This is a genomic window from Flavitalea plasmicola, from assembly GCF_030546645.1.
GTDB lineage: Bacteria > Bacteroidota > Bacteroidia > Chitinophagales > Chitinophagaceae > Puia.
On record NZ_JAUOTO010000009.1, the window covers coordinates 260,776 to 287,407 of the forward strand.

At 52.8% G+C, this 26,632-nt stretch carries 20 protein-coding genes; 10 read left to right on the forward strand and 10 right to left on the reverse strand.

What is annotated here, in order from left to right; translation table 11 throughout:
• Positions 1 to 14 precede the first annotated feature (14 nt).
• The 5 genes from Q4E93_RS30565 to Q4E93_RS30585 all read left to right on the forward strand — a co-directional run bounded on the left by Q4E93_RS30565 (position 15) and on the right by Q4E93_RS30585 (position 6,476).
• Positions 15 to 932, forward strand: a complete 918-nt coding sequence (locus tag Q4E93_RS30565) for a hypothetical protein (protein ID WP_303591741.1) — start codon at positions 15 to 17, stop codon at positions 930 to 932.
• 79 nt (positions 933 to 1,011) lie between these two features.
• Positions 1,012 to 2,052, forward strand: coding sequence for a DUF4097 family beta strand repeat-containing protein (locus Q4E93_RS30570; RefSeq protein ID WP_303591742.1), 1,041 nt, complete (start codon positions 1,012 to 1,014; stop codon positions 2,050 to 2,052).
• 59 nt (positions 2,053 to 2,111) lie between these two features.
• Positions 2,112 to 3,458, forward strand: coding sequence for a M28 family metallopeptidase (locus Q4E93_RS30575; protein WP_303591743.1), 1,347 nt, complete (start codon positions 2,112 to 2,114; stop codon positions 3,456 to 3,458).
• A gap of 61 nt (positions 3,459 to 3,519) precedes the next feature.
• Positions 3,520 to 3,972 carry a lipocalin-like domain-containing protein gene (locus Q4E93_RS30580; protein WP_303591744.1) on the forward strand — a complete coding sequence of 151 codons (453 nt, stop codon included), beginning with the start codon at positions 3,520 to 3,522 and terminating at the stop codon, positions 3,970 to 3,972.
• 77 nt (positions 3,973 to 4,049) lie between these two features.
• A complete protein-coding gene (locus tag Q4E93_RS30585; RefSeq protein WP_303591745.1) occupies positions 4,050 to 6,476 on the forward strand; it encodes an ABC transporter permease in 2,427 nt (808 codons plus the stop codon).
• Positions 6,477 to 6,660: 184 nt separating this feature from the next.
• Here the strand turns inward: Q4E93_RS30585 and Q4E93_RS30590 are convergent, their stop codons facing one another.
• From Q4E93_RS30590 to Q4E93_RS30610, 5 genes are all read right to left on the reverse strand, one after another.
• Positions 6,661 to 7,743, reverse strand: a complete 1,083-nt coding sequence (locus Q4E93_RS30590) for a WD40/YVTN/BNR-like repeat-containing protein (protein WP_303591746.1) — start codon at positions 7,741 to 7,743, stop codon at positions 6,661 to 6,663.
• Positions 7,744 to 7,760: 17 nt separating this feature from the next.
• A complete protein-coding gene (locus Q4E93_RS30595; RefSeq protein ID WP_303591747.1) occupies positions 7,761 to 8,033 on the reverse strand; it encodes a MoaD/ThiS family protein in 273 nt (90 codons plus the stop codon).
• Positions 8,034 to 8,087: 54 nt separating this feature from the next.
• Positions 8,088 to 11,342 carry a S41 family peptidase gene (locus Q4E93_RS30600; RefSeq protein ID WP_303591748.1) on the reverse strand — a complete coding sequence of 1,085 codons (3,255 nt, stop codon included), beginning with the start codon at positions 11,340 to 11,342 and terminating at the stop codon, positions 8,088 to 8,090.
• A gap of 142 nt (positions 11,343 to 11,484) precedes the next feature.
• Complete coding sequence (locus Q4E93_RS30605; RefSeq protein WP_303591749.1) at positions 11,485 to 12,414, reverse strand: hypothetical protein; 930 nt, start codon at positions 12,412 to 12,414, stop codon at positions 11,485 to 11,487.
• A 68-nt stretch (positions 12,415 to 12,482) separates the two neighbouring features.
• Positions 12,483 to 12,884 (reverse strand): hypothetical protein, encoded by a 402-nt coding sequence (locus Q4E93_RS30610; protein WP_303591750.1) that lies wholly within the window; start codon positions 12,882 to 12,884, stop codon positions 12,483 to 12,485.
• Between the two features lie 190 nt (positions 12,885 to 13,074).
• On the opposite strand from Q4E93_RS30610, the gene Q4E93_RS30615 reads away from it, so the two are divergent.
• The gene (locus Q4E93_RS30615; RefSeq protein ID WP_303591751.1) at positions 13,075 to 13,983 is read left to right on the forward strand and encodes an SAM hydrolase/SAM-dependent halogenase family protein; all 909 of its coding nucleotides are present in this window, start codon (positions 13,075 to 13,077) and stop codon (positions 13,981 to 13,983) included.
• 6 nt (positions 13,984 to 13,989) lie between these two features.
• Here the strand turns inward: Q4E93_RS30615 and Q4E93_RS30620 are convergent, their stop codons facing one another.
• Complete coding sequence (locus Q4E93_RS30620; RefSeq protein ID WP_303591752.1) at positions 13,990 to 14,760, reverse strand: esterase family protein; 771 nt, start codon at positions 14,758 to 14,760, stop codon at positions 13,990 to 13,992.
• Entirely contained in the window at positions 14,715 to 15,314 is a 600-nt protein-coding gene (locus tag Q4E93_RS30625) for a GDSL-type esterase/lipase family protein (protein ID WP_303591753.1), read from the reverse strand. Before Q4E93_RS30625 ends, Q4E93_RS30620 begins: the two co-directional genes overlap by 46 nt.
• Before the next feature lie 116 nt (positions 15,315 to 15,430).
• Here Q4E93_RS30625 and Q4E93_RS30630 point away from each other — a divergent pair, with 116 nt between their 5' ends.
• The gene (locus tag Q4E93_RS30630; RefSeq protein ID WP_303591754.1) at positions 15,431 to 16,333 is read left to right on the forward strand and encodes an SMP-30/gluconolactonase/LRE family protein; all 903 of its coding nucleotides are present in this window, start codon (positions 15,431 to 15,433) and stop codon (positions 16,331 to 16,333) included.
• Positions 16,334 to 16,336: 3 nt separating this feature from the next.
• Here Q4E93_RS30630 and Q4E93_RS30635 read toward each other — a convergent pair whose 3' ends face one another.
• Entirely contained in the window at positions 16,337 to 16,729 is a 393-nt protein-coding gene (locus tag Q4E93_RS30635; protein WP_303591755.1) for a response regulator, read from the reverse strand.
• Positions 16,730 to 16,911: 182 nt separating this feature from the next.
• Here Q4E93_RS30635 and Q4E93_RS30640 point away from each other — a divergent pair, with 182 nt between their 5' ends.
• Both Q4E93_RS30640 and Q4E93_RS30645 read left to right on the forward strand, forming a co-directional pair.
• The gene (locus Q4E93_RS30640) at positions 16,912 to 19,422 is read left to right on the forward strand and encodes a phosphocholine-specific phospholipase C (RefSeq protein WP_303591756.1); all 2,511 of its coding nucleotides are present in this window, start codon (positions 16,912 to 16,914) and stop codon (positions 19,420 to 19,422) included.
• 89 nt (positions 19,423 to 19,511) lie between these two features.
• On the forward strand, positions 19,512 to 21,050 hold the full coding sequence (locus Q4E93_RS30645; protein ID WP_303591757.1) for a S10 family peptidase: 1,539 nt from the start codon (positions 19,512 to 19,514) through the stop codon (positions 21,048 to 21,050).
• A 59-nt stretch (positions 21,051 to 21,109) separates the two neighbouring features.
• On the opposite strand, the gene Q4E93_RS30650 is transcribed toward Q4E93_RS30645, so the two are convergent.
• A complete protein-coding gene (locus tag Q4E93_RS30650; RefSeq protein WP_303591758.1) occupies positions 21,110 to 23,419 on the reverse strand; it encodes an FdhF/YdeP family oxidoreductase in 2,310 nt (769 codons plus the stop codon).
• Between the two features lie 14 nt (positions 23,420 to 23,433).
• Positions 23,434 to 24,258, reverse strand: a complete 825-nt coding sequence (gene fdhD / locus Q4E93_RS30655) for a formate dehydrogenase accessory sulfurtransferase FdhD (protein ID WP_303591759.1) — start codon at positions 24,256 to 24,258, stop codon at positions 23,434 to 23,436.
• An 83-nt stretch (positions 24,259 to 24,341) separates the two neighbouring features.
• Here fdhD and Q4E93_RS30660 point away from each other — a divergent pair, with 83 nt between their 5' ends.
• Positions 24,342 to 26,618 (forward strand): penicillin acylase family protein, encoded by a 2,277-nt coding sequence (locus Q4E93_RS30660; RefSeq protein ID WP_303591760.1) that lies wholly within the window; start codon positions 24,342 to 24,344, stop codon positions 26,616 to 26,618.
• The last annotated feature ends 14 nt before the right edge of the window (positions 26,619 to 26,632 follow it).

Sequence of the window (26,632 nt, forward strand, 5' to 3'; positions counted from 1 at the left end):
AAATTTAAAGCAACATGCAACAGACAATTTTATTCCGGGGCGCATTAGCCCTGGCAGTCCTCTCTTTGACCTTAACTGCGCATGCGCAGCAGCCCGCCCACCGGGCCAGCGCCGCCCGTCCCCGCGCGATGAGCGGGAGCGTGCAGCATGAATATCTCAATATAGAGGAGGATTCTTCGGTGAAGCCACCGCAGACGATGGTCACCTATAAGAGCAAGGCCTTGTACAATATGGTTCTCAGTGATGGAAAGATAGCGAGCTTGTATGTCAATGGGAAGCCGGTGCCCACCGACAGCTTCTACGTGTATGACTGGCTCGTACAGAAATTGAAAGCGCAGATCGAGCAGGACAAGGCACAGGCGGTGGAGGACTGGAAACAGGCGGAGCGGGACAAGGAGCAGGCTGAGAGAGATGCCGAACAGGCAGTACGGGATAAGGAGCAGGCGGAAAGGGATGCCGAGCAGGCCGAGAAGCAAAAGCATCAGTACGAACAGGACGCGCAGCAGGCGGCACGCGATAAGCACCAGGCGGAAAGGGACGCAGAACAGGCTGTGCGGGATAAACAGCAGGCCGAGCGGGATGTGCAGCAAGCAGCCAGGGATAGGGTGCAGGCCGGGAAGGACAGGGAGCAGGCCATGCGGGATCGGGAACAAGCTGCAAGGGATATGGAACAGGCAAAACGGGATAAGATACAGGCTGAAGAGGACAAGGCCCTGGTGAAAAGCCTAAAAGCGGAAGTGGTAAGAGAAGGCCTTGTCCCGGATGAAAAAAGTGTCAGGTCCCTTCAATTGGATGAATCCGTATTCTATGTCAATGGGAAGAAACAGTCCGATGAGCTACACCAGAAATTCAAGGCAAAATTCATTAAAAAGGAGGGATATAGTATTCATTTCCATGATGGGACGATGCGGATCGGCCAGGTGGAGCAGTAGGGGATGAAGAGGGAATTTTCGGAAAGTATGCAACATTTTGGACAGGGGAGTGTACTTTAGGGAAATAAATGTTGCGATCATGAAAAAATTATCCCTCTTAATATTATCCGGTCTACAGATCCTGGCAGTAGCGGCTCAATCCCCTTCCGGCGGCACACGACCTTATTTACAGAAATCCCTTGCAGGCTTGTCTATCAGGGAGGTGACGGCGGAGACCTCGGGAGGTAATATTTACGTGTCCGGTGTGCCGGATGCGGAAGCAAGGGTGGAAGTCTATGTACGAGGCAATCATGGGGAAGAACTCAGTGGTGAAGATGCCAGACGGCGGCTGGAGGAGCAATTCGACCTCACTGTCAGCACGGATGATCATAAGGTAAGAGCCATCGCCCGTCCCAAGCGCAATATCAACTGGAATAAAAGCCTCAGCATATCTTTCAAGATCTATGCACCTGAGAGCGTCACTACCATCCTGCGGACCAGCGGCGGAAATATCTCATTGAAAAAGCTCTCGGGAAGCACCCAGGATTTCAGGACCAGTGGCGGTAACCTGGATATCGACCAGCTTACGGGGAGGATCACCGGAAAGACTTCGGGGGGTAATGTGAACATATCGGATTCCAAGAGCGAGATCGACCTGGTGACCAGTGGCGGCAACATCGAAGCTACGCATTGCGAAGGGAACCTGCATCTTGGCACTTCCGGCGGTGACCTGAAGCTCCGGCTGTTGAAAGGGACAATACGGGCTACCACTTCCGGCGGTACTGTCAGGGGTGAAGAGATCGATGGCGAATTGCATGCCAGCACCTCGGGCGGCAATATCCGTCTAACGGACCTTACCTGCAGCTTAAGTGCATCCACCAGCGGCGGAGACATCAACGTAAGTCTTAAGGAGATGGGTAAGTTTCTGGATCTCACTAATTCCAGCGGCAATGTCAGTTTGCAGCTGCCGCAAGGCAAGGGAATGGACCTGCGGATCTCCGGGGACAAGGTCCGGGTCAACACTCTGACCAATTTCAAAGGAGAGTCCGACGAGAAGCATATCGATGGGGCAATGAACGGGGGTGGGATACCTGTGAAAGTGAGTAACAGCAGCGGAGACGTGACACTAACTTTTAAATAAGTATAGAGATAGTTGCATGTGAATGACCGGGCTAACGCCCGGTTTTTTACATTTAGGTCATGAAGAAACTCATTTTTATCGGAGCGGTATGTATCGGGTGTGCCTGTGATGGACAAACTATCGTCAATAGAGACCCAGAGATCGAGCGGATGGTGAAAGAGGTCAATGCGGACAGCCTGCAGGCTTATATCAAGGCTATGGTGTCATTCAAGACGCGCAGCACCGTCAGCTCCACCACGGACAGTAGAGCAGGGATCGGCGCCGCCCGTAACTGGGTGCTGGCCAAATTCAATCAATTTGCCGTGGGATCAGCGGGACGGCTGTCTGCCTTTGTCGACACCACCATCTATGTCGCTGACGGCAACCGTGTGAAAAGCAATATCAACCTGGGCAATACTGTAGCCACTTTAAAGGGCACCGATCCCAATGATAACCGGATCTTTATCATCAGCGGGCATCTCGACAGCCGGCGCACGGATGTCCTGGACGGGGTGGGCGAAGCACCGGGAGCCAATGACGACGGCAGCGGCAGCGCGGCGGTATTAGAATGCGCACGTATCATGAGCCGGCATGCTTTCCCGGCTACCATCATCTTCGTGACCGTAAGCGGCGAGGAACAAGGGCTCCTGGGGTCTACCTATATGGCTAAGAAGGCGAAGGCTGCCAACTGGAATATAGCGGCTGTGTTGAACAATGATATTATCGGCAGCAACAATAGCAACCAGACCCATATCATCGACAACACGCGGGTGCGGGTCTTCAGCGAAGGGTTGCCTGCCTATGAGCTGGACAAGCAGTCTAAAACGATCCGCCAGCTGGGACTGGAGAATGACGGGAAAGCCCGGCAGCTGGCCCGTTATGTAAAAGAGACGGGTGAGCGGTATGTAGATAACCTCACTGTGATGATGGTGTATCGTCCCGATCGTTTTCTGCGGGGCGGCGATCATATCCCCTATGTGGATAATGGCTATGCTGCCGTCCGGATCACGGAAATGAATGAGAATTTCAACCACCAGCACCAGGACGTCAGGACCGAAAACGGTGTTGTGTATGGCGACCTGCCGGAGTTCATGGACTTTGAATACCTGCGTAGGAATACGGGGGTTAATCTTGCTGTTCTTGCGAACCTGGCCAAGGCGCCCGGTGTGCCTGTCGATGTGGCAATCGAAGTGAGGAATCTTACGAATAGCACGCTGCTTCGCTGGAAGGCGCCTGTGAATGGGGTTTCTAAGGGTTATTTTGTACTTGTCCGGGAGACGACCAGTGCTGTATGGCAGAAGAAATTTTATACGACGGCCATGGAGATGGAGCTTCCGTTCTCGAAGGATAATTATTTTTTTGCAGTGCAGGCGGTGTCGGAAGGGGGTAGTGAAAGTTTGCCGGTGGTGCCGGTGCCGGGACGATAAGTATGGGCCGAGGCAACGTTTTGTAAAAAGGGATCGTTCTGCACTTACTAAAAGGTGCTATATGAAGATAATGTTCCTTCCCATCTTATTTGTTACGGCTTTTGCGGCGTGCAGAAGGGATGATCCGGGTATGCCCTCCCCCCAGGCTAAGAAAATAACAGGCAAGTGGAATATAATCACAGTGACTGTCATTCCACGAGACTCAACGGGGAAGGCTATCAATGACGGCACTGTCTACACGGAACCGTCTTATTACTATTTTCAGTTCAATACCAACTTTACCTGGGTGGAAAACCTGGCTCCCGATGTCACTCCTATCGGGGAGAGCGGTACTTATAGATTACATGGCGACACCGCCTTTACCCTGGTGAATGAGCATGTTCCGTCACAGCCCGAGGAATGCAAAATTGTTACCTTAACAGATACTACGTTTGTATTCAGTCACCAGCGCCCCACTTTGTATAACGGGATAACCCCGGGCTTTCTGGAGTATGTTTTTAAACTGAGAAAATGATCTGATGAAGAGATAATGAGGGGGCGTTGTGTAACCTTTATTACGGCATAAACGTCACAGGTGGATAACCTTCCACTATGTTCCAAAACTACTTCAAGACGGCGCTGCGTAACTTATGGAGAAGCAAGGGCTTTTCGGCTATCAATATTCTAGGCCTCGCCGTCGGGCTGGCCACCTGTCTGCTGATCGTCCTGTATGTGACGGATGAGTTGAGCTTTGACAAATGGAATGTCAAAGCTGACCGCACTTACCGATTGGACGCGGAAATAAAATTTGGCGGCAACCACATGTTCCTGGCAGTAGCGCCTCCGTTGGCGGGTCCTTCCATGCTACAGGACTATCCGGAGGTGCAGCAGTATACCCGCTTTCGCTATGCCAGCAGCCTGCTGGTGCGGAAGGGTAGTATGAATATCCGTGAGGAAGGCGTGATCTATACGGACTCATCGTTCTTCGATGTGTTTACGATGCCCCTGCTCTCCGGGGATGCCCGAACGGCGCTTAACACTCCTCATTCCATAGTGATCACTGAGAAGATCGCCAGGAAGTATTTTAACCGGGTCGATGTAGCGGGGCGTATCCTGGTGATCAATGACAGCATTCAATACAAGGTGACGGCCGTGATCCGTAACATGCCATCACAATCCCACTTTCGCTATGATATCTTTCTGCCCATGCTGCAGCTGAAGTCCAGCAGGGCAACGGATGAATGGCTAAGCCACAACTATAACACCTATATCGTATTGAAAGAAGGAGCTGATGCTGTCAGGCTGGAGACCAAGCTTCCGGGGATGGTGGAAAAATATATGGCCCCTTTGCTAAAGCACGTGGTCAACCTGGATATGAAGGATTTTTCAAAAAGCGGCGGGATCCTTAGGTTTTCGCTTACACCCCTCACCTCCATTCACCTGCACAGCAACCGAATGTCGGAACTGAATGCCAATGGCAATATCCAGTATGTGTATATATTTTCCGGCATTGCCGCCTTTATCCTGCTGATCGCCTGCATCAACTTTATGAACCTTTCCACTGCCAGGTCCTCCAGCAGGGCGAAGGAAGTGGGGGTCCGGAAGGTGATGGGTTCGCTGCGGAGACAGCTGATCATACAATTCATTGTGGAGTCCACGGTCATTAGTTTTATGGCGCTGTTGCTGGCGGTGGGTATAGCCGCCCTGATGCTGCCCTGGTTCAATCAGCTGGCGGGAAAGGAAATCGGACTTGGTTTTTTAGCCAGGCCCTGGCTGGTACCCTCATTATTGATACTAGGTGTGGTGGTGGGATTGCTGGCGGGATCTTATCCGGCCTTTTTCCTGTCGGCATTCCGCCCTATCGCCGTGCTGAAAGGCAACCTCAGCGCCGGCTTTAAGACGGGCTGGCTGCGCAATGCGCTGGTAATCTTTCAATTTGGCGTCAGCATATTCCTCATTGTGGGGACTGCAGTGATCTATCAGCAGCTGGGTTTTATCCGGAGTAAGAACCTGGGATATGACCGGAACCATGTGCTGGTGCTGGGAACGCTGGGCCCATTGGGTTCGCAGGCCAGGGCTTTCAGGGAGGACCTGCTGAAGATGCCGGGTGTGGCTGGCGCCACGATGACAGGCTTTCTGCCTACGGCTTCCGACCGTAACTCCGATGCTTTTTTTCGCACGCCGGCTTTGGACCAGAGGGATGCGATCCTCATGCAAACCTGGCCAGTGGATGAGCATTACGTTTCTGTATTGGGTATGCATGTGGAGCAGGGGCGCGACTTTTCACGGTCCTTTCTTACGGATTCCAACGGGATCCTCATCAATAGTACGACGGCGCGCATGCTGGGAACAGGGAATCCACTCGGGGCCAGGCTTTATCAAGTGGATGATATAAAGACCAGAAAAATCCGGGAATGGCATGTTGTAGGCGTCGTGAAGGATTTTAATTTCAACAGTCTCAGGGAAGTGGTGACGCCGATGGCGCTGTACATGCGGGAAGATAGAGGGAGTCTGGCATTGAGGGTACGGGGCGAAAATATTCCTCGTCTGATCTCGCAGATAGAAAATAAATGGAAGTCGATGGCGCCGGGACAGCCTTTCAGCTATTCTTTCATGGATGATGATTTCAATGCACAGTACAAGGCGGAAGGACGGATGGGAGGGATCTCATTGTCATTTTCGTTATTGGCTATCTGCATTGCCTGCCTGGGATTGTTTGGGCTTGCGGCGTATGCGGCGGAGCAGCGTACGAGGGAAATCGGGATACGGAAGGTGATGGGGGCTACGGTGGCAAATATTGTAAGTTTACTGTCGAGGGATTTTCTGGTCCTGGTTTTGGTGGCAGCGTTGATCGCTTTTCCTTTTGCATGGTGGGCGATGCACCGGTGGCTGGAGGATTTTGCTTACAGGATCAGTATAGGGTGGCAGGTGTTTGGCCTGGCGGCTGTGTTGGCTGGGGGGATTGCGTTGTTTACAATTAGTTTTCAGGCTTTTAAAGCGGCGTTGGCGAATCCGGTGAGGAGTTTGAGGAGTGAGTAGATTGCCATTATTTTTTGTAAATTGTACGAAATTTGCTGCAACCTAAGTACTGAAGAAGCGAAGAAAAGACTCAAGAAATGGCTAAAGTAATCTGGTCTCCCAGAGCAATTAAAGATATTAATGAGATAGCGGAATTTATATCGAAGGATTCTCTACAATATGCAAAGGCCCAAATTGTAAGATCTCAATCTGCAAACTGAACCGAATATATCATTGGCAGATAGTTGTTGAGCACCTGCCAGCTTTCGCCCCTGTCCGGTGAAAAAAATAAATTACCTGTGGTTGTACCAAATGCTACATTGTCAGCGCTGTTGGCCAGCGCATGGCGGTAAACGATATCGAAACACGCATTTTGGGGCAGGCCATTCCTACAATCTTTCCAGCTTTTGCCACCATCGTCGGTGCGGCAAATGCTCAGGGCGCCCTTGATGGCGGTGCGGTTCTCATCACTATGGGCAGGAGCGACCCATGCCTGGTCGGGGTTGTCGTCCGCAACAGCAATAGCGAAACCGAACCGGGCAGGGCCTTGTGGCTGGCTTACGTCCTCCCAGCTTTTTGAGCCGTCTTTGGAACGAAAGATGCCGCAGTGATTTTGTTGCCAGAGTATATCGGGGTTGGTCGGCGCAGCCACGAGAATATGCGGATCATGTCCTGTTTCAGCAGCCGGATCGGGAAGGAAGTCGGCTCTTAAACCTTTGTTACGTATTTCCCATGTTTTTCCGGCGTCTACGGTCTCGAATACACCGGCACAACTGATGGCAACGTGAATATGGTTCTCATCCCGCGGATCTACTACAATAGAATGAATGCCTGGCTGATCGCGGCCCCCGCCAAACCAGCCTTCTTTACGGGTGGGATGTTTCCACAATGACTCCACCAGCTGAAAACTATCCCCTCCGTCTTCGCTGAGGAACAAACCGCCGGGATCGGTGCCTACCCATAATTTTGAATGAAAGTTTTTACCACCATGCGCCATTGACCAGATATAGCGGGTGGCAGCCGGCAGGCCATCTTTAATTTCTTCTCCTTCCGGGTATGCGGGAGCCACTACCTCCTCCCATGTATTACCCCTGTCTTTCGAGCGGTGAAGCTTGACGCCCCAATGCCCGTGGTCGAGGCAGGCCCACCAGGTGCTGTTGCGGGGATCGGCGTACGCGATGGAAACCGGCATGCCTTCGAACGAGATATTCTCTATCTGCCAATAATTGTTTTGCGTATGATAGGCAATAAACCCTTTGCGGGTGCCTAAAAGCAATGTTGATCTCATCAGTTTAACGTTTTAAGTTACCCTCCTGATAAAGCCTGTATGATGTATATTTCGCTGTTCTCAGTAAACAGATCGCTTAAAGCGGTACGGTCTTTTATTATCGTGCCGTCAATGAAGATATTGACATGTTTTCGCAGGTGCCCCTGTTCATCGAGCAGATAGGAGCGGACGCCGGGATAATTGAGCTCCAGTTCACCTAAGATCTCAGCCAGCGTAGCCCCTTTAGCCGGCGTGTTTTTCAAACCGGGAAAAAATCGCTTTAGCGCGGGGGTAAATTTTACCGTTGGCATTGCAATGATTTTGGGTGGCGCCGTATATGGACTACTAAGCTACATAATATTCTCTTATCTTGACTCTGGCGCCGGCCTTGCGGGTGGCGTGAATCCCTTCTTTTTTAACAGGTCGTTGATCTCTTTGATCGCCCGATCCAATTGATTGTCCATGCCTTTTGCGCCCTGGGTGAGGTCTTCCGGCACTGAGATGTCGGGGTCGACGCCGTGACCTTCCTTGAACCAGGTGCCGTCGGGGTTGAACATGCGGAAGGTGGGGACGGTGATATTACCTCCATCGATGAGGGGAGGGGCGCCGCTGATGCCGATGAGGCCGCCCCAGGTGCGGGAGCCGATGAGCGGGCCCAGGCCGGCTTTACGGAAATAGTCGGGGAATGCGTCGCCGCCTGATCCGCTCCATCCGTTGATCAGCATGACTTTGGGGCCAAAGTTGCCGGAGGGTGGCCAGCTCCAGTTGACGCCGTCGCGGGTGGCCCAGAAGGCGAGGGGTTTGCGGTCGAGCATTTCTATGAAGCGGTCCGGGATCTGTCCACCGCTGTTGAAGCGTTCGTCTATCACCAGGGCTTTTTTATCCAATTGGGCGCTGAACTGGCGGATCAGCTCGTTCTGTCCGTCGAGACCTGTGCTGCGGACATAGATATAGCCGGCATTGCCGCCAGTAGCTTCGTCCACCTGCTGTCTGTTGTGCTCGATCCATGCGAGGTGGCGCAGTCTCGATTCGTCGCTTAACGTCTGTACCAGCGCTGTGTGCGTTCCCGTCCAGGAGGCGCTGCTGTTGTAGGTCAGCTCGACGGGTTTGCCGGCGAGGTTACCGAACAATGCGTAAGGTTCCGCCTTTGTCGTCAGCGGAACTCCATTGACGGCGAGGATGTAGTCTCCTTCCTTTATCTGCATGCCCGGCAGGCTGAGGGGTGACCGCACCTCTGCATCCCAGGGGGCTCCTTTTATGATCTTTTTGATCTTATAGTGTTCGCCATCCACCTCCCAGTCTACGCCGAGATAGCCTACTGCGGCGCGTTTGGGCGTTTCTCCCACGCCGCCGCCATGATAGGTGTGGGACGCGTTGAGCTCGCCGATCATTTCCCCCAGGATGAAATCGACCTCTTCGCGGGTGACGGCGCCATCCAGCATTTTCAGGTATCTTTCTTTTACCTTATTCCAATCCACGCCATGCATGCCGGGGTCATAGAAATAATCCCTTTCCAACCGCCAGGTCTCCGTCACCAACTGGCGCCATTCTTTGCGGGGATCGACCCACATCTGCATTTCGGCTGTCCGTAACCGCTTGTCCAGCTTCTGGTTCTCGTCAACTGCGATGATGTAAGCCCCGCCGTCTTTCAGGACCAGGATGTGTTTGCCGTCGGCGGAGAGCACCATGCCGCCGGCATCTTCCGTGATGGTCTTCTGCTTACGTTTGTCGAGGTCATAGAACAGGATGGGCTTTTCTTTATCATTGGAGCCCGCGTTGGGGAATTTCTGGTAGATGACCTTGCCTTCGACTGCATAGACATTTCCGTAATTGCCTGCATCCACCGGCAGGAGGATGACGCGGGACTCCAGTCCATCCAGGTCGATGTCAACCGGCGTTACTTTGGGTTTTGCCTTTGCGGCTGCCGCCGGTGCGGCGGGAGGCGTTGCCGGAGTGGGAGCTTCTTCCTGTTGTAATGCGACAGTGTCATCTTTCTGATAGAGCGGAGAGCGGGTGGTTTTTTTCAGCACGATGGCTGCCAGGTTTGTCGAGTTAGGATAGATAAAAGTGTTATCCATGTCGCTGTACACCGGGTTGAAGGACTGGCTGGTCGTGATAAACAAGTATTTACCTCCGGGGTCGAAAGCGGGATTGGCATTGGAGTAGTAGCCGCTGGTGGCCTGGTGCAGCGCTTTATTCGTATAATCATAAATAAATACGGCCCTGTGTCCATTGGCGAGGTCGCGGTCATAGGCCAGCCACCGGCTGTCGGCGGACCAACTGGGGGAGAATCCCTGCAGGTTGCCTTCGAACATCCGCAGACCATGATCGATGTAAGTGGTCTGATTGGTTGTCCTGTCGTAAATGTAGATCTTCATGGCCTTGTCGATGAAGGCCAGCTTTTTACTATCGGGGGACCAGTAAAGGTTGTACCTGTAGCCAGGACCATAGGAGGTGAGCTTTTTCTCCTGGCTGCCGTCACCTGTGGTCTCTTTCAGGGTGAGCTCGTATTCACCGGAGCGGTCGCTCCAATAGGCGATGTATTTTCCATCGGGTGACCATGCGGGGAATTTTTCCGACACGTCCGAGGATTGGGTGAGATCTTTTACCGCACCATTTTCCGCTGGCAGCGAGAAGATGTCTCCCCGTGCTTCTATCACTGCGCGTTTGCCGTCGGGGGAAAGCTGGAAGTTAGTCATGAGCTTTTCTACCTGTTGGATGGTGGGGCGCAGGGCGGGCAGGTCGGTGACCACCTGGATGGGCACTTCCGCCGACTTGCGGGAGGAGAGATTGTACAGGTAGAGCTTACCGGCGTATTCGAAGACGATGTCCTGTGGTCCCAGGGAGGGATAGTGGACGTCGTAGTCTGTAAAGTTAGTGACTTGTGTAAACGCTTTGGAGGAGATGTTATATTCCCATAGGTTCATTCTTTTTTCCTGTCCGCGGTCGGACAGGAAGAAAATGCTGTTGCCGTGCCACATGGGGAGTTCGTCATCGGCATCGGTGGAGGATATATTCTCGAAGGAATAATTGGTCAGGTTGAATAGATGGATCTGTCCGTTCCATCCGCCTCTATAGCGTTTCCAGTTGCGGAATACCTGCGACTTAAATGTGAAGGCGACCTGGCTGGCGTCCGGGGACAAGGTGCCGAACTCTGCATAGGGCAGGGGAAGCTTTTGAGCCGGGCCTCCGGCTGCGTCAATCTTAAAGAACTGGTCGAAACGTTCCCGTCCGGCTTCCCTGCCGGAGGCAAACAGGAGGTGTTTCCCATCCGGATACCAGCCGACCACTCTTTCCGGGGAGCCATGCCAGGTGAGGCGTGTTGCGGGACCTCCTTCGGAGGGGATGGTATAGATGGAATTATTGCCGTCGTAGTCGGCTGTATAGGCGATGGTACGACCGTCGGGGGAGAATTTGGGAAAGGCCTCCACTCCGGCCGGGGAACTAAGATGCTGTGCTTTCCCTCCTTCTTTCGGGACTATCCAGAGGTCATTGGCGTAGGTGAATACGATCTGTGTGGCGGAGACGTCGGGGAAACGCAGCAGGGCTGCATTGATCTGGGCATGTAAGGATGAGGCGATGGCTGTAGCAGTAAGAAGGGTTAAAACGAGCTTTCGCATAGTAATGAAGTTTGATGGCTGATGATAGATGGACAATTTAGGTGAAAATAGGAAATATGCGGGCGGGGAATAGGTCCAAAGCGGGTAAATCAGGGATGTGTGGAAAGGGGTGAAGAGGGGCGGCGTCTGGCGCCGGCCCCTGTTAAAAGCGGTAGGCAGCGCCCAGTGTCCAGTAGAAGGTGTTCTCTATTTTTTCCACGTGCTGGCGGAGGGCGGTGGCGCCGGTGGAATAGGCGTATTGCAGGTTAATTCGAGCAGGGTTGACGGGGATGGAAAAGGCCGGTGTTGCGCTGAAAGTACATTTACCTGCGGTGAAAGAAATGGGCAAACTTGCCTCGTAGTCCAGGACCTTGAATGCAGAGGGGTTCACCACCGTCCCAGTGATCGTTACGGTGCCGGATACGGCTTTTTTTGCATTTTTCCTGTTAAACCTCCGGGTCTTGTAGTAGTTGCTGTAATAGTTCAAGGTACCTGCATTGGCGGTGAGGGTGGGTGTTATTTCAAGGGCGTCATCCATAAGGTCGAAACTATGTTCCATGCCCAGGGAAGCTTCCATATCCGTATTGTTCCCCATGTTCAGCTGACCTGAGAGCGTCGTTCTGATCCATCCGAGGTCATAGCTGGAAGAGTAGGACATGGATGCCTGGATCTCCGATGTGACGCTGGTGCTTTGGGTGTTGTAAAAGTACTTGGATGCTGTAAAGTCCCCGTCGTATTTACCTGCGGAAAAACGAAAGCCCGATGCGATGGTTACGAGGTCTATGCGGCTGATGTCGGCGTTTTTTAGCCAGGCGGCGGATGCCGTGGCATAGAAACCGGACTTATGATAATAGCTCAAGCCCGGTGTAAAATAGGGTAGTACGGCAGAATCTTTCCGTCCCATGTAGACGTTGTTGTTTTGGTAGTCCAGGGTAGCTTCCAGATAGGTATGGCGGTGATGTTTCGACAGTGAGTCGGTGGTTGCAGCGACATGCAGTGAATCTGAAGGAGTTGCCGGGAGTTGTCTTTCGTCCTGGGCCCGCAGGGATATGACGGAGGTCAGGAATGCAATGGTAATGGATGTTTTACGCATAAGGTTAGATGTTATATTCCCGATATAAAAAACATGCCCCCGACAGAGCGCTGTCAGGGGCATTGGGATTAATTTGAGCTCTTATCTTTTTGAAGGTCCTTTTTGTCCTTGTGCAGGTCTTTTTTATCTTTAGAGAGGTCTTTCCTGTCCTGGTGGAGGTCCTTCCTGTCCCCGTTGATGTCCTTTTTATCGCTGTTGATGTCTTTTTGTTCCTGCCGGGCATCTTTGTAATCATGTGCTTTCAGGTCCGCATTCCTTTCCTTGCGATCCTGTTGCAGGTCTGTTTTGTCTCCGGCAATGTCTTTTTTATCCTGGTGGATATCCTTGCGATCTGAAGCGATGTCCTTCTTGTCGTGCCTGATATCCTTTCTGTCATGGTGGATATCATGACGTGTGTGAGGCGTTCTTTGAGCGCTGGCGATCATTTGAAAGAATAGTACGGCCATGGCCATCATCGTGATCTTTTTCATGTGGTTGATTTTAGTTAAAAATGAAATTCAATCACAGGTATGACGAATCCTTTTAATAAAAATTTAATCCAGTTTGCCGGTTAACGACCCGTTAACAAACCGGCGGAGGCGAAGTGTTTGGAAATCCGGGGGGACGGGAAGCCCGAAAACGTTGAAAGTGTTACATTTGCACAAATAGATGCGATCGTATATGAGAAAATTCATTAGTGTCATGCTGTTGCCGGTGGTACTGATATTCTGGGCTGTCCGAGTGGAAGCTCAAAGCAAGGTGGTGGTGTTCCAGTCGGATTTCGGGCTGAAAGATGGTGCGGTGTCCGAGATGAAGGGGGTGGCCATGGGGGTGTCCCCCGATCTGAAATTATTTGATCTTACGCACGAGATCCCGGCCTACAATATATGGGAGGCATCCTATCGTTTGCGGCAGACCGTACCTTACTGGCCGTCCGGAACCGTATTTGTATCTGTCGTTGATCCGGGTGTGGGCACGGATCGTAAGTCCGTCGTCTTACGGACCCGGACGGGACAGTTTATCGTAACGCCTGACAATGGCACGCTGACGCTGGTGGCCGAGGCGCTTGGGATCGGAGAGATCCGGGAGATCAACGAAGCTGTCAACCGTCGCCGGGATTCGCAGAAGTCCTATACTTTTCATGGACGTGATGTGTATGCCTATACGGCAGCCCGGCTTGCTGCCGGCGCAATCACCTTTGAAGAGGTGGGGCCCCTGCTGGCCAAACAGGAAGTGGTAAGCATTCCTTATCAAAAAGCCGAGTTGAACGGGAAAGTGATCAGGGGAACGATACCCGTATTGGATGTACAATATGGAAATATCTGGACGAACATACCTGACGATCTTTTTAAGCAGCTGCATGTCGCATTTGGGGAGCTGATGTCCGTAAAGATCTTTCACAATGGACAAATGGTTTATCAGGGGGACATGCCTTACAGCGCTACATTCGGGGCTGTGGCCGTGGGTAAGCCACTGGTCTATCTGAACAGTTTGCTGCAACTTTCTTTTGCGCTTAACCAGGGGAGCTTTGCGGAAGTCAATAAGATTGCCAGCGGCAATGAATGGAGCGTGGAGGTGACGAAAAAATAAGGCTTATCACAAGTAGAGCTGCACCATGTGCCGCCAGTAACGTGGTTTATGGGATTCTCCGTCCCAGAGGTGCAGCGCATTCCAAACACCTTTACTCCATAGAGCGTTGCTAAGGGCCTGGTTATTATCCAGGAAAACATCATGTTCCCCCACCACAAAGATGATCTCCTGCGATTTCAGCAGCCGGATCAAATGCTCGTCGTACAGATTGGGGATGAATTGCCCGGGCATATTGTAATAGATATTCTCATCGCGATAGCCTTCGAACAGGTCTTCAAAATGCGGCATGGACGTGGTCAGGTCGTAGCGACCGCTTAGCCCGACCACTTTGTGGAACAGCGAAGGGTACTTGAAAGCGAGGTTGGCGGCATGGTAGGCGCCCAGGCTGCAGCCTGCGGCCACCAGGGTGGGGGAGGGGTTTTTCTGTTTTACAAGGGGGACCACTTCCCGCAGCAGGTATTGTTCGTACTGGAGATGGCGGAGGATCCGATCCGGGGGAGGGACATTCCTGGCGTAAAAGCTTTCCTTATCAATGCTGTCGAGACAGTATACCTGGATCTTGCGGCTTTCGATCTTGCGGCTTAGCGCGTCTATGACAAGCCAGTCCTCGTAATCGTAGAAATGAGCTGTCCTTGTTGGAAAGAACAGGATGGGCTCGCCGCCTTCGCCGAAGACCAGCAATTCCATTTCCCGCTGTAAGGCCGGGCTGTACCACTTATGATATTCTCTTTTCATCGAATGAAGGCGGACAGGTGTTGTTGTATGATATCCTTCCATAAAGCATAGCCTTTCTCGCTGATGTGTAATCCATCCGGGTCAAGGAATTCTCGTTTAGGATAGCCAGCTTTGTCCGTCATCTTATGATAGATGTCGATGTAGTGCAGGTTGTTACCTTGTTTACGGATCTCGTTCTCAATAAGAGTATTGGTATAGCGAATGCTGTCGACAATGTTCCACCGGGTAATGCTGGGCTTGATAGAAATGAAAGCCAGCGGGATATCTCCGAAATGCAGCCGGGTAAGGGCTACCATCTGCTGGAAGAAGATGAATACTTCTTCGGGGTGTCTGCCATCGCCCAGGTCGTTGTCGCCTGCATAGAGTAGAATGGATTGGGGGCGATAGCCGGTGACCAGTCGTTCGAAGAACCAGACGCAGGCGGCGAGCGTTGATCCGCCGAAGCCGAGGTTCACAGGCGAATACTCCTTAAAGTCTTCATAGAGGGTTTCCCAGAGCCTGATGGACGAGCTGCCGTAAAATACCATTTTTGGCTCGTATTCCAGAGCGGTTTTTTCTTTCTCTAAGCGTTGTACTTCATTTTCGTACCAGATCATGGGGGGGCTTTGGTCCTTCAAATTTAATGATGGGCAGGCGATATAAGACAGAAAGTTGAATTGATAAAAATAAAATAACAGGCGCGGCGAGACGGAATATCTTATAGCTTTATGACATGAAGCATTACTTTCTTGCCATTGCCTTTATGGCTGCTGCATTTGCGGTGCGGGCCCAGACGGATTTTTTCGACAGGGATACGCTGGTTGTTCCCGGGGCTGTCCCCCGGCTGATCGCCAGTCAGTTCAGCTTTACCGAGGGGGCGTCTGTGGATCGGAAGGGGAATGTCTTTTTTACGGACCAGCCAAATAACAAGATATGGGAATACGATGTAAAGGGGCGGCTGACGTTGTGGCTGGATAGTGCAGGTCGAAGCAACGGCACTTATTTCGACCGGAAGGGCAACCTGGTGACTTGCGCTGATGAGAGGGGGGAGCTATGGTCTATCAGTCCTGGTAAGAAAGTGCGGGTGTTGATGAAGGATCTTGGCGGGCATCAGCTGAATGGCCCGAATGATGTCTGGATCGACCGGAAGGGGGGCATTTATTTTACGGACCCTTATTATCAGCGACCTTACTGGACGCGAACAAAGCCGGATATCGACGGCATGAAGGTATATTATCTGCCGGAGGGGAAGGACCAGGCGGTGGAAGTAGCAGCCAACCTGGTGAGACCTAACGGGATCGTCGGGACGCCCGACGGCCAATTTCTCTATGTGGCTGATATACAAGACAAAAAGACATATAGGTACCGGATCAACCCGGATGCCACGCTGAGCGACCGGCAGCTGTTTGCGGAGATGGGTTCCGACGGCATAACGCTGGATGAGCGGGGTAATCTTTATCTGACGGGCAATGGCGTCACGGTATTCAGCCCTGCCGGCGAGAAGATCGCACATATTCCCGTCTCCGTGAAGTCGGCCTCCAACCTCTGTTTTGGCGGAAGGGACAAAAAGGACCTTTTCATCACAGCGGTCGAGTCCATCTATGTGCTGCCGATGCGGGTGAAAGGTGTCGAATAAACATCAGACGGCCAATATGAACTGCTCGATCATATTGCGATAGGCCTGGATGGTATCAGGCTTGGCGACAACGTCCAGCGCGCCCAACTCCCGGCAGGAATGTAAAAAGTCTTTCATCTGGAAAGTCGAGTAAAGAATAACTGGTATATACTTATACCGGGGGGTTTCCTTTAGAAAAATCAGGCTTTCCTTACCCGTCATTTTCGGCATGATCTGATCCAGGATCACCAGGTCGGGGAGGTCATTATCGGAACAATTGTTCAGCCAGTCCACCATGTCAAGACCGTTCTCCACGTCGTGCACACGGATGGCCGGATCTATTTCTTCCAGGGTTTGCTGGAAAAGCATCCTGTCATCCATATCGTCGTCTACCAGTAAAATGTTGGTGTATTTCATCCGTTCAAAATGTTTTTAATGGGCGTGATTTTTTTGATTCCCGGGAAAATGTGGAAATAATTCCACGGATTTTGTGGCTGACATTCGTATAATTTACATTTGTTTAATACCTATAATTTGCTGGATGGTGTGTATTGGCGCTATTTTACATAGATTTACCCATTAACAACCCTTACCAAACAATGGATAGTCGGAGAGAATTCATCAAAAAAGCGGCCATGATTGCGGGCGCCACCGGTATTGCGGGGGTGCTGCCCGCTTCGATACAGAAAGCCCTTGCCATCAACCCGCCGACGGGCAGTACCTGGCTGGATGCGGAGCATGTGGTGATCCTCATGCAGGAGAACCGGAGTTTTGACCATTGTTATGGTGCTTTACGGGGGGTGCGGGGCTATCATGATCCCCGGGCCATTGAGCTGCCGGACGGCAATCCTGTATGGCTGCAGACCAATGCAGCGGGGGAGACCTATGCTCCTTTCCGCCTTGATATAAAAGATACCAATGCCACCTGGATGGGGTCTCTGCCACATTCCTGGAGTAATCAAATTGACGCCCGCAATGAGGGCAGGTACGATAAATGGCTGCAGGCAAAGCCTTCGGGTAACAGGGAGTACGAGCATATGCCGTTGACCCTGGGTTATTATGACCGGAGGGATATCCCTTTTTATTATTCTTTGGCGGATGCGTTCACCGTCTGCGACCAGAACTTCTGTTCTTCTTTGACGGGCACCACTCCCAACCGGCTTTATTTGTGGACAGGCACGATCCGGGACCAGCAAGATGCTGCTACGCGGGCCCGGGTACGCAATGAGGACACAGATTATGGGACAGAGGCATCCTGGACCACTTTTCCCGAGCGGCTGGAGGACCATGGCATCGATTGGCGGGTCTACCAGAATGAGATCAGTCTGCATCCTGCCTTCAAAGGTGAGGAAGAAGACTGGCTGGCGAATTTTACGGACAATCCCCTGGAGTGGTTTACCCAATATAATGTCCGGTACTCGCGTGCTTATATGCCATTTATCCCCGTGTTGATACAGAAGGCGACCAAGGAGGTGGCGGAGCTGCAGCAGCAGGCGGATGCGTCGCCTTCCGATGATCTTTTGAAGAGAAAGCTGGAAGAAAAGAAATCGGCTTTAGAGGTCTTGAAAAAGGAACAAAAGCATATCACTCCTGATCATTACGATAAGCTGACGCCAAGGCAGCAGTCGCTGCATACCAGGGCGTTCACCCGTAACAGCGAGGACCTGTATTTTCATAATCTGACCACCTTGCATTACCAGGACGGTGACAACGCCCGGGAGATGCAGGTGCCCAAGGGCGATGTCCTGCACCAGTTCAGACAGGATGTGCGGAATGGCAAGCTGCCAACGGTGTCGTGGCTGGTGCCGCCTGCGAACTTCTCCGATCATCCCGGCTCTCCTTGGTATGGGGCATGGTATGTTTCCGAGGTGCTGGATATTCTGACGCATAATCCCGAAGTCTGGAAGAAGACGATCTTCATTCTTTGCTATGATGAGAATGACGGCTATTTCGACCATGTACCTCCTTTTACGGCGCCTGATCCTTCCCGGCAGGATACGGGCAAGGTGTCTAAAAATATCGATACGGGAGTGGAGTGGGTGACGCGGGAGCAGGACCTGCAGCGTTGTAAGGCTGAAGATGCCAGGAGCGGTCCTATCGGTCTGGGCTATCGTGTGCCGTTGGTCATCGCCTCGCCCTGGAGCAGGGGCGGGTTTGTCAACTCCCAGGTGTTCGACCATACTTCCATCCTTCAATTCATGGAGAAATTCCTCAGTCATAAAAGCGGCAAGACGATCGTGGAGTCTAATATTTCCTCCTGGCGACGGACAGTGTGCGGAGATCTTACTTCCGTGTTCCGACCTTATAATGGGGAGAGGATACCGACGCCGAAGCCCCTGGCGAAGAACGAGCTGGTGGAAGGCATCCATAAGGCGAAGTTCCGGCAATTACCGGCGGGATATAAGCAGCTGACCAAAGAAGATATCGAGCAAATCCGGCGGGACCGATCTGCATCGACGCTGATGCCGGGTCAGGAAAAGGGTACACGTCCTTCGTGCGCCTTGCCTTATGAGCTATATGCCGAAGCTGATCTGAATGAAGAGAGGAATGCCCTTGCGCTTAACCTGCATGCAGACAAGCTGGCATTTGGCGACCATTCAGCGGGCAGTCCTTTCACCGCCTATATTCGTGGTAAGGAGTGGGCGGTGAGGAATTATGCCGTTGCCGCGGGAGACCAGCTGACGGATGATGTTTCGCTGGGGCTTTTCACAGATGGCAAATATGATCTCAGGGTGCATGGCCCCAATGGTTTTTACCGGGCATTTGCGGGCAGCAAGGATGATCCGCCCGTAGTCTTCAACCTGGATTATGAATTCAACCAGGATCAGCGGCTGACTGGCCGCCTCATTCTTCGCGTCGTGAATACGGATGGGGGACGTGGTTATAAGGTCCAGGTGAGGGATAATGCTTATGGCGTCAAGTTGAGAACCAGAGAGCTGGGCGCAGGCGGAACGGAGAGCGGCAGTCCTTCTATTATGCTGGATGCGCGCGCGCAGTCGGGGTGGTATGATCTCAGCGTCCTGATAGAAGGATTCGACGGGTATGAGAGGAGATATGCCGGGAGGATAGAGACCGGGAAGGATAGTATCAGCGATCCCGCGATGGGGTAGGTTAATATATGGTGAGCCGGGATTAATATTTGCCTACATGAAGGGTTGTTTTTCAGTATGCCTTATATTCGCAGGAGTCAAACAGACATATGAGAAAATTCCGTATACTGCTAATTACGCTTACGATGGCCGGATGGGGTAACGTCCATGCACAAAGGAATGCCGCCCCTTCTGCTCCTCCTACTCCTCCGGTGGAAAAGCTGCCTGTTGGAAGCCGGGCGTTGAATATCGATTCTGCCGTCATCACGCATGCGGAGGTCACGATCGGTGGCGTGCGCGTTCCTTATGATGCCACGGCCGGCGCCATGCCTGTCTGGGATGAAGAGGGCAAGCCTGTTGCCGGGGTTTTCTATACTTATTACGAACGTACGGATGTCAAGGACCGTGCTGCGCGGCCCCTGGTGATCTCTTTTAACGGAGGTCCCGGTACTCCTTCCGTCTGGATGGAGATCGGTTATACGGGCCCCCGCCGGCTGAATATCGACGACGAAGGTTTTCCCATTCAGCCTTATGGCGTAAAGGAGAATCCGAATTCTATCCTGGATGTGGCTGATATCGTCTATCTCGATCCGGTGAATACGGGCTTTTCCCGTGCGGTGAGCAAGGACATTCCTACTTCCCGTTTTTTTGGGGTGAATGAAGATATCAAATACCTGGCGCAGTGGATCGCGACATTTGTGTCACGTAAGAACCGGTGGGCTTCCCCCAAGTTCCTGATCGGTGAAAGCTATGGGACGACCCGGGCGTCGGGGCTTGCGCTGGAATTACAGGAGGCGCAATGGATGTACCTGAACGGCGTGGTGCTGGTGTCCCCTACTGAGTTGGGGATCGAAAGGAGCGAGTTTGTGAAGGCATCGCTGCGAGTGCCTTATTATGCGGCTACGGCCTGGTACCATAAAGCCCTACCGGCCGACCTGCAGAAAAAGGATCTTACGGAGATGCTGCCGGAGGTGGAGGATTTTACCGTGAATGAGCTGATACCTGCCCTGGCAAAAGGCGGATTCCTGGAGGAGGCTAAGAAGAAAGAGCTGGCGGTGAAGATGTCGCGTTATACGGGGTTGTCTGAAAGATTCCTTTTGCAGTCTAATCTGATCGTGCCTGCGAATTTTTTCTGGAAGGAGCTGCTGAGGGACAAGGGATTTACGGTGGGCAGGCTGGATTCGCGCTATCGCGGTCTGGATATGCAGGATGCCGGAGAAGGGCCTGATTATAATGCGGAGCTCAATTCCTGGAATCATGCTTTCATGCCGGCGATGAATGTGTACCTGCGTGAAGAGCTGCATTATAAGACGGATCTTCAGTACTATCTTTTCGGACCTGTGCGACCCTGGAATAACCAGAATGATCATACGGGTGAGAATCTCCGGCAGGCTATTGCGGAGAACCCTTTTATGCATTTGCTGATACAGTCGGGATATTATGATGGGGCCTGTGATTATTTCAATGCGAAGTACAGCCTCTGGCAGCTGGACCCCAGCGGGAAGCTGAAGGATCGCCTGCATTGGGAGGGATATCGCAGCGGGCATATGATGTATCTGCGGAAGCCGGACCTGGCTTCATCCACGGAAAATCTGAGGAAGTTTATCAAGGCTTCGCTGCCAAAGCCGGGGGAACCGGCTAAGTATTAGAATTTAGGATTTACATAAATGTTCAAACGCGGCGCCTTTTTAGGCGCCGCGTCGTTTTATTATTGGATTTCCTTTGTCAGACGGATGATCACCAGTTTTGACACCGGCGTATTGCTTTTTTCCGCCACGCTGTCGATGGGGACCAGGACATTGGTCTCCGGGTAATAGGTGGCTGCGCATCCGGCCGGGATGGAATAAGGGACGACGATGAAGCGGTGAGCGATCCTTTCGACGTTGTTGTAATGGCTGGTGATGTCTACAATATCGCCTTTTTGGAGGTTTTGTTCATGCATGTCCCTTTCATTGAGGAAGATAACCCTTCGTTCATTGTAAATACCCCGGTACCTGTCGTCCATTCCGTAAATGGTGGTATTGAACTGATCGTGGCTTCGGATGGTCATCATCATGAGCTCGCCCGGGGCCAGGGTAATATGGTCAGGGTGAACGATGCTGAACTGTGCTTTCTGGGATGGTGTGGTGAATTTCCCTTCACGGGGTGCGTTGGGAAGGTAGAAGCCGCCTGGTTCCCGTACTCTTTTGTTATATGCTTCGAAGCCCGGGATCGTCTTTTCGATGTCGGCGCGGATGGCGTCGTAATGGTGCAGATATTTATCCCAGTCGATGGGGGGCTTCCCCGCGAGGGTGGCTTTAGCCAGCCGGCAGACAATGACGGGTTCGCTCAGCAGTTGGCTGGATACGGGGGACAACATCCCTTTGGATGCCTGGACGACGCCCATGGAATTCTCGCAGGATACGAACTGGTCTTCGCCATTCATGGAATCTTTATCGCTGCGGGCGAGGCAGGGCAGGATGATGGCTTCTTCACCGTGGATCAGGTGGCTGCGGTTGAGCTTGGTTGAGACATGTACGGTGAGGCGGCATCTGCGAAGGGCTTCTGCGGTGTATAGGGTATCGGGGGTGGCTGAAAGGAAGTTGCCGCCCATGGCGAAAAAGACCTTTGCCTTGCCTTCGTGCATGGCTTTGATGGCATTGACCACGTCGTAGCCGTGCCGGCGGGGCGGGGGGAAACCAAACGTCTCCTGAATGGCATCCAGGAACTTTTCCGTTGGGCTTTCCCAAATACCTACGGTGCGGTCGCCCTGTACGTTGCTATGGCCGCGTACCGGGCAGGTGCCTGCGCCAGGTTTGCCGATGCTGCCTTTCAGCAGGAGCAGATTGACGATCTCTTTTATGGAGTCCACTGCATTTTTGTGTTGGGTAAGCCCCATGGCCCAGCAAACGATGATCTTCCTGCTGTCTTTCAGGAAAGCGGCGGCTTCTCCTATTTGCTGAATGCTGATGCCACAGGCGGCAGCCAGGTCAGGAAGGGATGCCCGCTGCAGGTGTTGGATAAAGGCGTCGTAACCTTCCGTGTGCTGTTGAATGAATGTATGGTCGAACACGGAGCCGGGCGATCTTTCCTCGTCGAGCCAGAGGAGAAGCTCGATGGCTTGCAGGAGGGCCATATCGCCGTTGAGCTTTATCTGCAGGAACAGGTCGGTGAGCGGGGTGGCGCTGCCCAGGATGCCTTTTACATGCTGGGGGTTGCGGAAGGCCATCAATCCTGTTTCGGGAAGGGGATTGATGGAAATGATCTTTGCGCCATTCTTCTTTGCTTTTTCAAGGGCTGTCAGCATGCGGGGGGCATTGGTGCCTGGATTCTGTCCCATGATGATGATGACCTCAGCCTGGTGAAGGTCGTCCAGGGTTACGGAACCTTTACCGAGGCCCAGGGTCTCGGTGAGGGCGACCCCACTGGACTCATGGCACATATTGGAGCAATCGGGGAGGTTGTTGGTACCGAAGGCGCGTGCGAAGAGCTGGTAGAGGAAGGCTGCTTCGTTGCTGGTGCGACCGGAGGTATAGAAGATGGCTTCATCGGGTGAAGCCAGGGAATTGAGGGATGCGGCTATTTTTTGGAATGCTTCGTCCCAGGAGACAGGCTGGTAATGGCCAGCTCCTTTGGGAAGATACACCGGCTGGGCTATCCGTCCTTGTTTGCCCAGATGGTAGTCCGACAGTTCTGAAAGGGCGGAGACGGAATTATTGGCAAAGAAGTCTCCTGTGAGCTTTTTGGTCGTGATCTCTTCGGCTATGGCCTTGGCGCCATTCTCGCAATATTCGGCAATCCCGGAGCGTTCGTCGTCCGGGTCGGGCCAGGCGCAGCTGGGGCAGTCGAAGCCATTCTTCTGGTTGACCTTTGCGAGGGCTTTCAATCCTCTGGCAAGGCCTGCTTCACCGATGGCATACCGGAAGCTGGCCACGATGGCGGGAAGGCCTACGGCTTTTGTTTTGACATCGCCGGTGTGGAGGTTGGTTAGCTGATCGGGGCTCTCTGCTTTTTCGGGATGATCTTTCTCTTCGGACATGTCTATTGGTTTATTCAGATCCGGACCCTGTGGGCCCCTGCGTATATATTAAAGCGTTGGTCCCTCAGGAAGCCGATAAGGGTCATATTATATTCCTGCGCCAGCTGGACGGCCAGGCTGGAAGGGGCGCCGACAGCTGCGACTACGTGTATACCAGCCATGGCTGCCTTTTGTATCAGTTCGAAGCAGGCCCGTCCGCTCAACAATAAGATATGGTTGGAAAGAGGGAGCATGTCTTCCTGCAGGCTGGACCCAATGAGCTTGTCCAGGGCATTGTGACGGCCAATGTCCTCTTTTAACGTTATGTAATCTCCTTGTTTGTGAAAGAGGGCCGCGGCATGGAGGCTGCCTGTGGAGCTAAACAGCTCTTGTTGCAGGCGAAGCTGTGCGGGCAGGAGGTGAATGGTCTCCGGATCGATTTGCCAATCTGCCCCTGAAGGTGGTGGACAGACCGTTCGCAGGGCTTCCAGGGAAGATTTTCCGCAGACGCCACAGCTGGAGGTGGTGTAAAAATGGCGTTGTAATTTCCCCAGGTCGAGGGCTATATTCTTTTGCAGGCTGACGAGTATGGAGTTGGCTGTATAGGTCGAGACCATGTCTATGGCGGAGGCGTCAGGGATGATGCCTTCCGTGAACAGGAAACCCGTTGCCAACTGTACGTCGTGGCCGGGCGTACGCATGGTGATGGAAATGCTCTGTTCCCGGCGATCTGCCGCAGGACCGTGTTGAAGACGGATCTCCAGCGGCTCTTCGATCGCCAGTTCGTCGATGGCATCCAGGACACCTGTGTCCCGTATCTTTTGTATCGGTAAGTGGGCGATGCCCGGTGATTGCGTCATGGGGTAAAGTTATGCAAAAAGTCTGCCGTCCGAACCGGAATCGGACAGGAGGCGGAGTAAAAAGAAATAAGTATCTTGGCGGCATGAGAAAACACATCCCTTTCTGGATGTTGCTGCTGGCGGCCTATTCCGGTGTTGCCCAGGACTTTTCCGCCGGAGAGGTGCAGCGTTATGAACATGAAGCCCGCCAGGTGCAGATCATACGCGACAAATGGGGTATTCCACATATTTATGGTAAGACGGATGCGTCGGCTGTATTCGGGTTGATGTATGCTGAATGCGAGGAAGATTTCCGCAGGGTGGAGAAGAATTACCTGGAGATGCTGGGCCGGCAGGCGGAGGCATACGGGGAATCTTTTTTACATAATGACGTGATGATGCGCCTGATCTATGACAGCGCCCAGGCTGTGGCGGACTATAAGAAAAGCCCTGCCTGGATGCATGCGTTGCTGGATGCATTTGCGGACGGCGTGAACTATTATCTTTATAAACATCCGGGGGTGAAGCCATTGGTGTTGCGGCATTGGGAGCCATGGTATGCGCTTATGTTCACGGATGGGAGCGTATCCGCCACCAGCACGGGCGGTGTGAAGGCGGATGAGGTGTGGGCGTTTTATAATAAGTATGGGGCGCCCGGCGCGCTCAGGCCAAAGAAGGTCGAGCATGTTTCTGCTGTTGAAAGAATGGTATTGGAGGACCGGGGGATACTGCCATCGAAGCAGGAGCCGGAACCCGGGCCATCGGAGGAGGATGAAAAGGAGCATGGTTCCAACGGGTTTGCCATTGCACCGGCGCTTACGGCAAACGGGAATGCACTGCTGTATATCAATCCGCATGTCCCTTATTATTTCCGGATGGAGGTACACCTGGTGAGCGAGGAAGGGTTGAATGCCTACGGCGCCGTCACCTGGGGGCAATTCTTCATTTACCAGGGGTTCAATGCGCACTGTGGCTGGATGCATACTTCGAGCTATGCGGATGTTGCCGATCTATACCGGGAGAAGGTGAGCAGGGGAGGCCAGGGTTGGATATATGAATATGAAGGCGGATCGAGGACTGTGAGCAGCAAGCCTTTTACCGTATGGTATAAGAAGGACGAGCAGCTCCTGTCGAAACCATTCACAGGGCTATATACCCATCACGGACCTGTGGTTGCCAGCAGAGAAGGGAAATGGCTGAGCCTGAAAGAATATAACCGTAGTCTGAATGCTTTGCTGGAGGCGTGGCTGATCACGAAGGCAAAAAGCTTTGGTGAATATAAGAAGGCAATGGACCTCCGGGCTAATACGACGAACAACACGGTGTATGCAGATGATCAGGGGAATATTGCTTACTGGCATGGCAACTTTATGCCTCGCAGGGATACGGCCTATGACTGGTCGCAACCTGTAGACGGCTCTATATCCGGCACCGAATGGAAGGGGCTTCATGAGCTGGACGAGATCGTGCATGTGTATAATCCCGCCACCGGGTGGATGCAGAATTGTAATTCCACTCCCTTTAGTCTTTCAGGGAGCAGCAGTCCCAGCCGGCGGGACTATCCGTATTATATGGCACCTGACGGGGAGAATTTCAGGGCATTGAATGCCGTCCGGCTGCTGGGTTCGGCAAAGGGGTTTACGCTGGACAGTCTTATCGCAAAGGGCTATGACAGCTACCTGACGGCCTTTGACAGGCTGTTGCCTGATCTGTTCGAAGCGTATGAGGCTGCGGGCGATGCGGATAAGGCATCTGTAAAGGAGGCGATCGATACATTGAAAGGATGGGACAGGCGATCCGGCGTTCATTCTGTTGCCACCACGCTGGCTATTGAATGGGGGACAGCAATGGCAAAATATGCGCCTGTTGCAAAGTTGCCGGAGGATGGTTCGTATGCAGTGAATAATGTGAACTATGAGATCCGGAATGTTACGCCCGATCAAAAATTGCGAGAACTGCTGGCTGTGGTAGCTGACCTGACGGAAAGGTATGGCAGCTGGAAAGTGGAATGGGGAGAAGTATGCCGCTATCAGCGGTTGACCGGTGAGATCGCGGAGACTTATGATGATGGGCGCCCCAGCCTGCCTGTAGGATTGGTGCCGTCAGCATTTGGGGCGTTGCCTTCGGTGCAAAGCAGGGTCATGGCCCGTGTGAAAAAAAGGTATGCCTACTCGGGCAATAGTTTTATCGCTGCCGTGGAGTTTGGGAAGCGGTTGCATGCAAGGACCATCGTGACGGGGGGAGAGAGCAGCAACCCTGCCTCCCCGCATTTCTCGGATCAGGCGGAGGGCTACCTGAGCGGGCATTTCAAGGAAGTCCTTTTCTATAAAGAAGACGTGCTGAAGAACGTGGAAAAAAGCTACCGGCCGGGCGGGGAATAGGGCTTAAAAGGGGC

What these genes read in the sequence shown, in the direction of transcription:
- fdhD (WP_303591759.1), bottom strand. Translation starts at nt 24,258, where the DNA reads ATGACGCAATCACCGGGCATCGCCCACTTACCGATACAAAAGATACGG.
- Q4E93_RS30595 (WP_303591747.1), bottom strand. Translation starts at nt 8,033, where the DNA reads ATGCCAACGGTAAAATTTACCCCCGCGCTAAAGCGATTTTTTCCCGGT.
- Q4E93_RS30640 (WP_303591756.1), top strand. Translation starts at nt 16,912, where the DNA reads ATGGATAGTCGGAGAGAATTCATCAAAAAAGCGGCCATGATTGCGGGC.
- Q4E93_RS30660 (WP_303591760.1), top strand. Translation starts at nt 24,342, where the DNA reads ATGAGAAAACACATCCCTTTCTGGATGTTGCTGCTGGCGGCCTATTCC.
- Q4E93_RS30600 (WP_303591748.1), bottom strand. Translation starts at nt 11,342, where the DNA reads ATGCGAAAGCTCGTTTTAACCCTTCTTACTGCTACAGCCATCGCCTCA.
- Q4E93_RS30590 (WP_303591746.1), bottom strand. Translation starts at nt 7,743, where the DNA reads ATGAGATCAACATTGCTTTTAGGCACCCGCAAAGGGTTTATTGCCTAT.
- Q4E93_RS30645 (WP_303591757.1), top strand. Translation starts at nt 19,512, where the DNA reads ATGAGAAAATTCCGTATACTGCTAATTACGCTTACGATGGCCGGATGG.
- Q4E93_RS30605 (WP_303591749.1), bottom strand. Translation starts at nt 12,414, where the DNA reads ATGCGTAAAACATCCATTACCATTGCATTCCTGACCTCCGTCATATCC.
- Q4E93_RS30565 (WP_303591741.1), top strand. Translation starts at nt 15, where the DNA reads ATGCAACAGACAATTTTATTCCGGGGCGCATTAGCCCTGGCAGTCCTC.
- Q4E93_RS30620 (WP_303591752.1), bottom strand. Translation starts at nt 14,760, where the DNA reads ATGGAAGGATATCATACAACAACACCTGTCCGCCTTCATTCGATGAAA.
- Q4E93_RS30580 (WP_303591744.1), top strand. Translation starts at nt 3,520, where the DNA reads ATGAAGATAATGTTCCTTCCCATCTTATTTGTTACGGCTTTTGCGGCG.
- Q4E93_RS30570 (WP_303591742.1), top strand. Translation starts at nt 1,012, where the DNA reads ATGAAAAAATTATCCCTCTTAATATTATCCGGTCTACAGATCCTGGCA.
- Q4E93_RS30650 (WP_303591758.1), bottom strand. Translation starts at nt 23,419, where the DNA reads ATGTCCGAAGAGAAAGATCATCCCGAAAAAGCAGAGAGCCCCGATCAG.
- Q4E93_RS30575 (WP_303591743.1), top strand. Translation starts at nt 2,112, where the DNA reads ATGAAGAAACTCATTTTTATCGGAGCGGTATGTATCGGGTGTGCCTGT.
- Q4E93_RS30625 (WP_303591753.1), bottom strand. Translation starts at nt 15,314, where the DNA reads ATGATCTGGTACGAAAATGAAGTACAACGCTTAGAGAAAGAAAAAACC.
- Q4E93_RS30635 (WP_303591755.1), bottom strand. Translation starts at nt 16,729, where the DNA reads ATGAAATACACCAACATTTTACTGGTAGACGACGATATGGATGACAGG.
- Q4E93_RS30585 (WP_303591745.1), top strand. Translation starts at nt 4,050, where the DNA reads ATGTTCCAAAACTACTTCAAGACGGCGCTGCGTAACTTATGGAGAAGC.
- Q4E93_RS30615 (WP_303591751.1), top strand. Translation starts at nt 13,075, where the DNA reads ATGAGAAAATTCATTAGTGTCATGCTGTTGCCGGTGGTACTGATATTC.
- Q4E93_RS30630 (WP_303591754.1), top strand. Translation starts at nt 15,431, where the DNA reads ATGAAGCATTACTTTCTTGCCATTGCCTTTATGGCTGCTGCATTTGCG.
- Q4E93_RS30610 (WP_303591750.1), bottom strand. Translation starts at nt 12,884, where the DNA reads ATGAAAAAGATCACGATGATGGCCATGGCCGTACTATTCTTTCAAATG.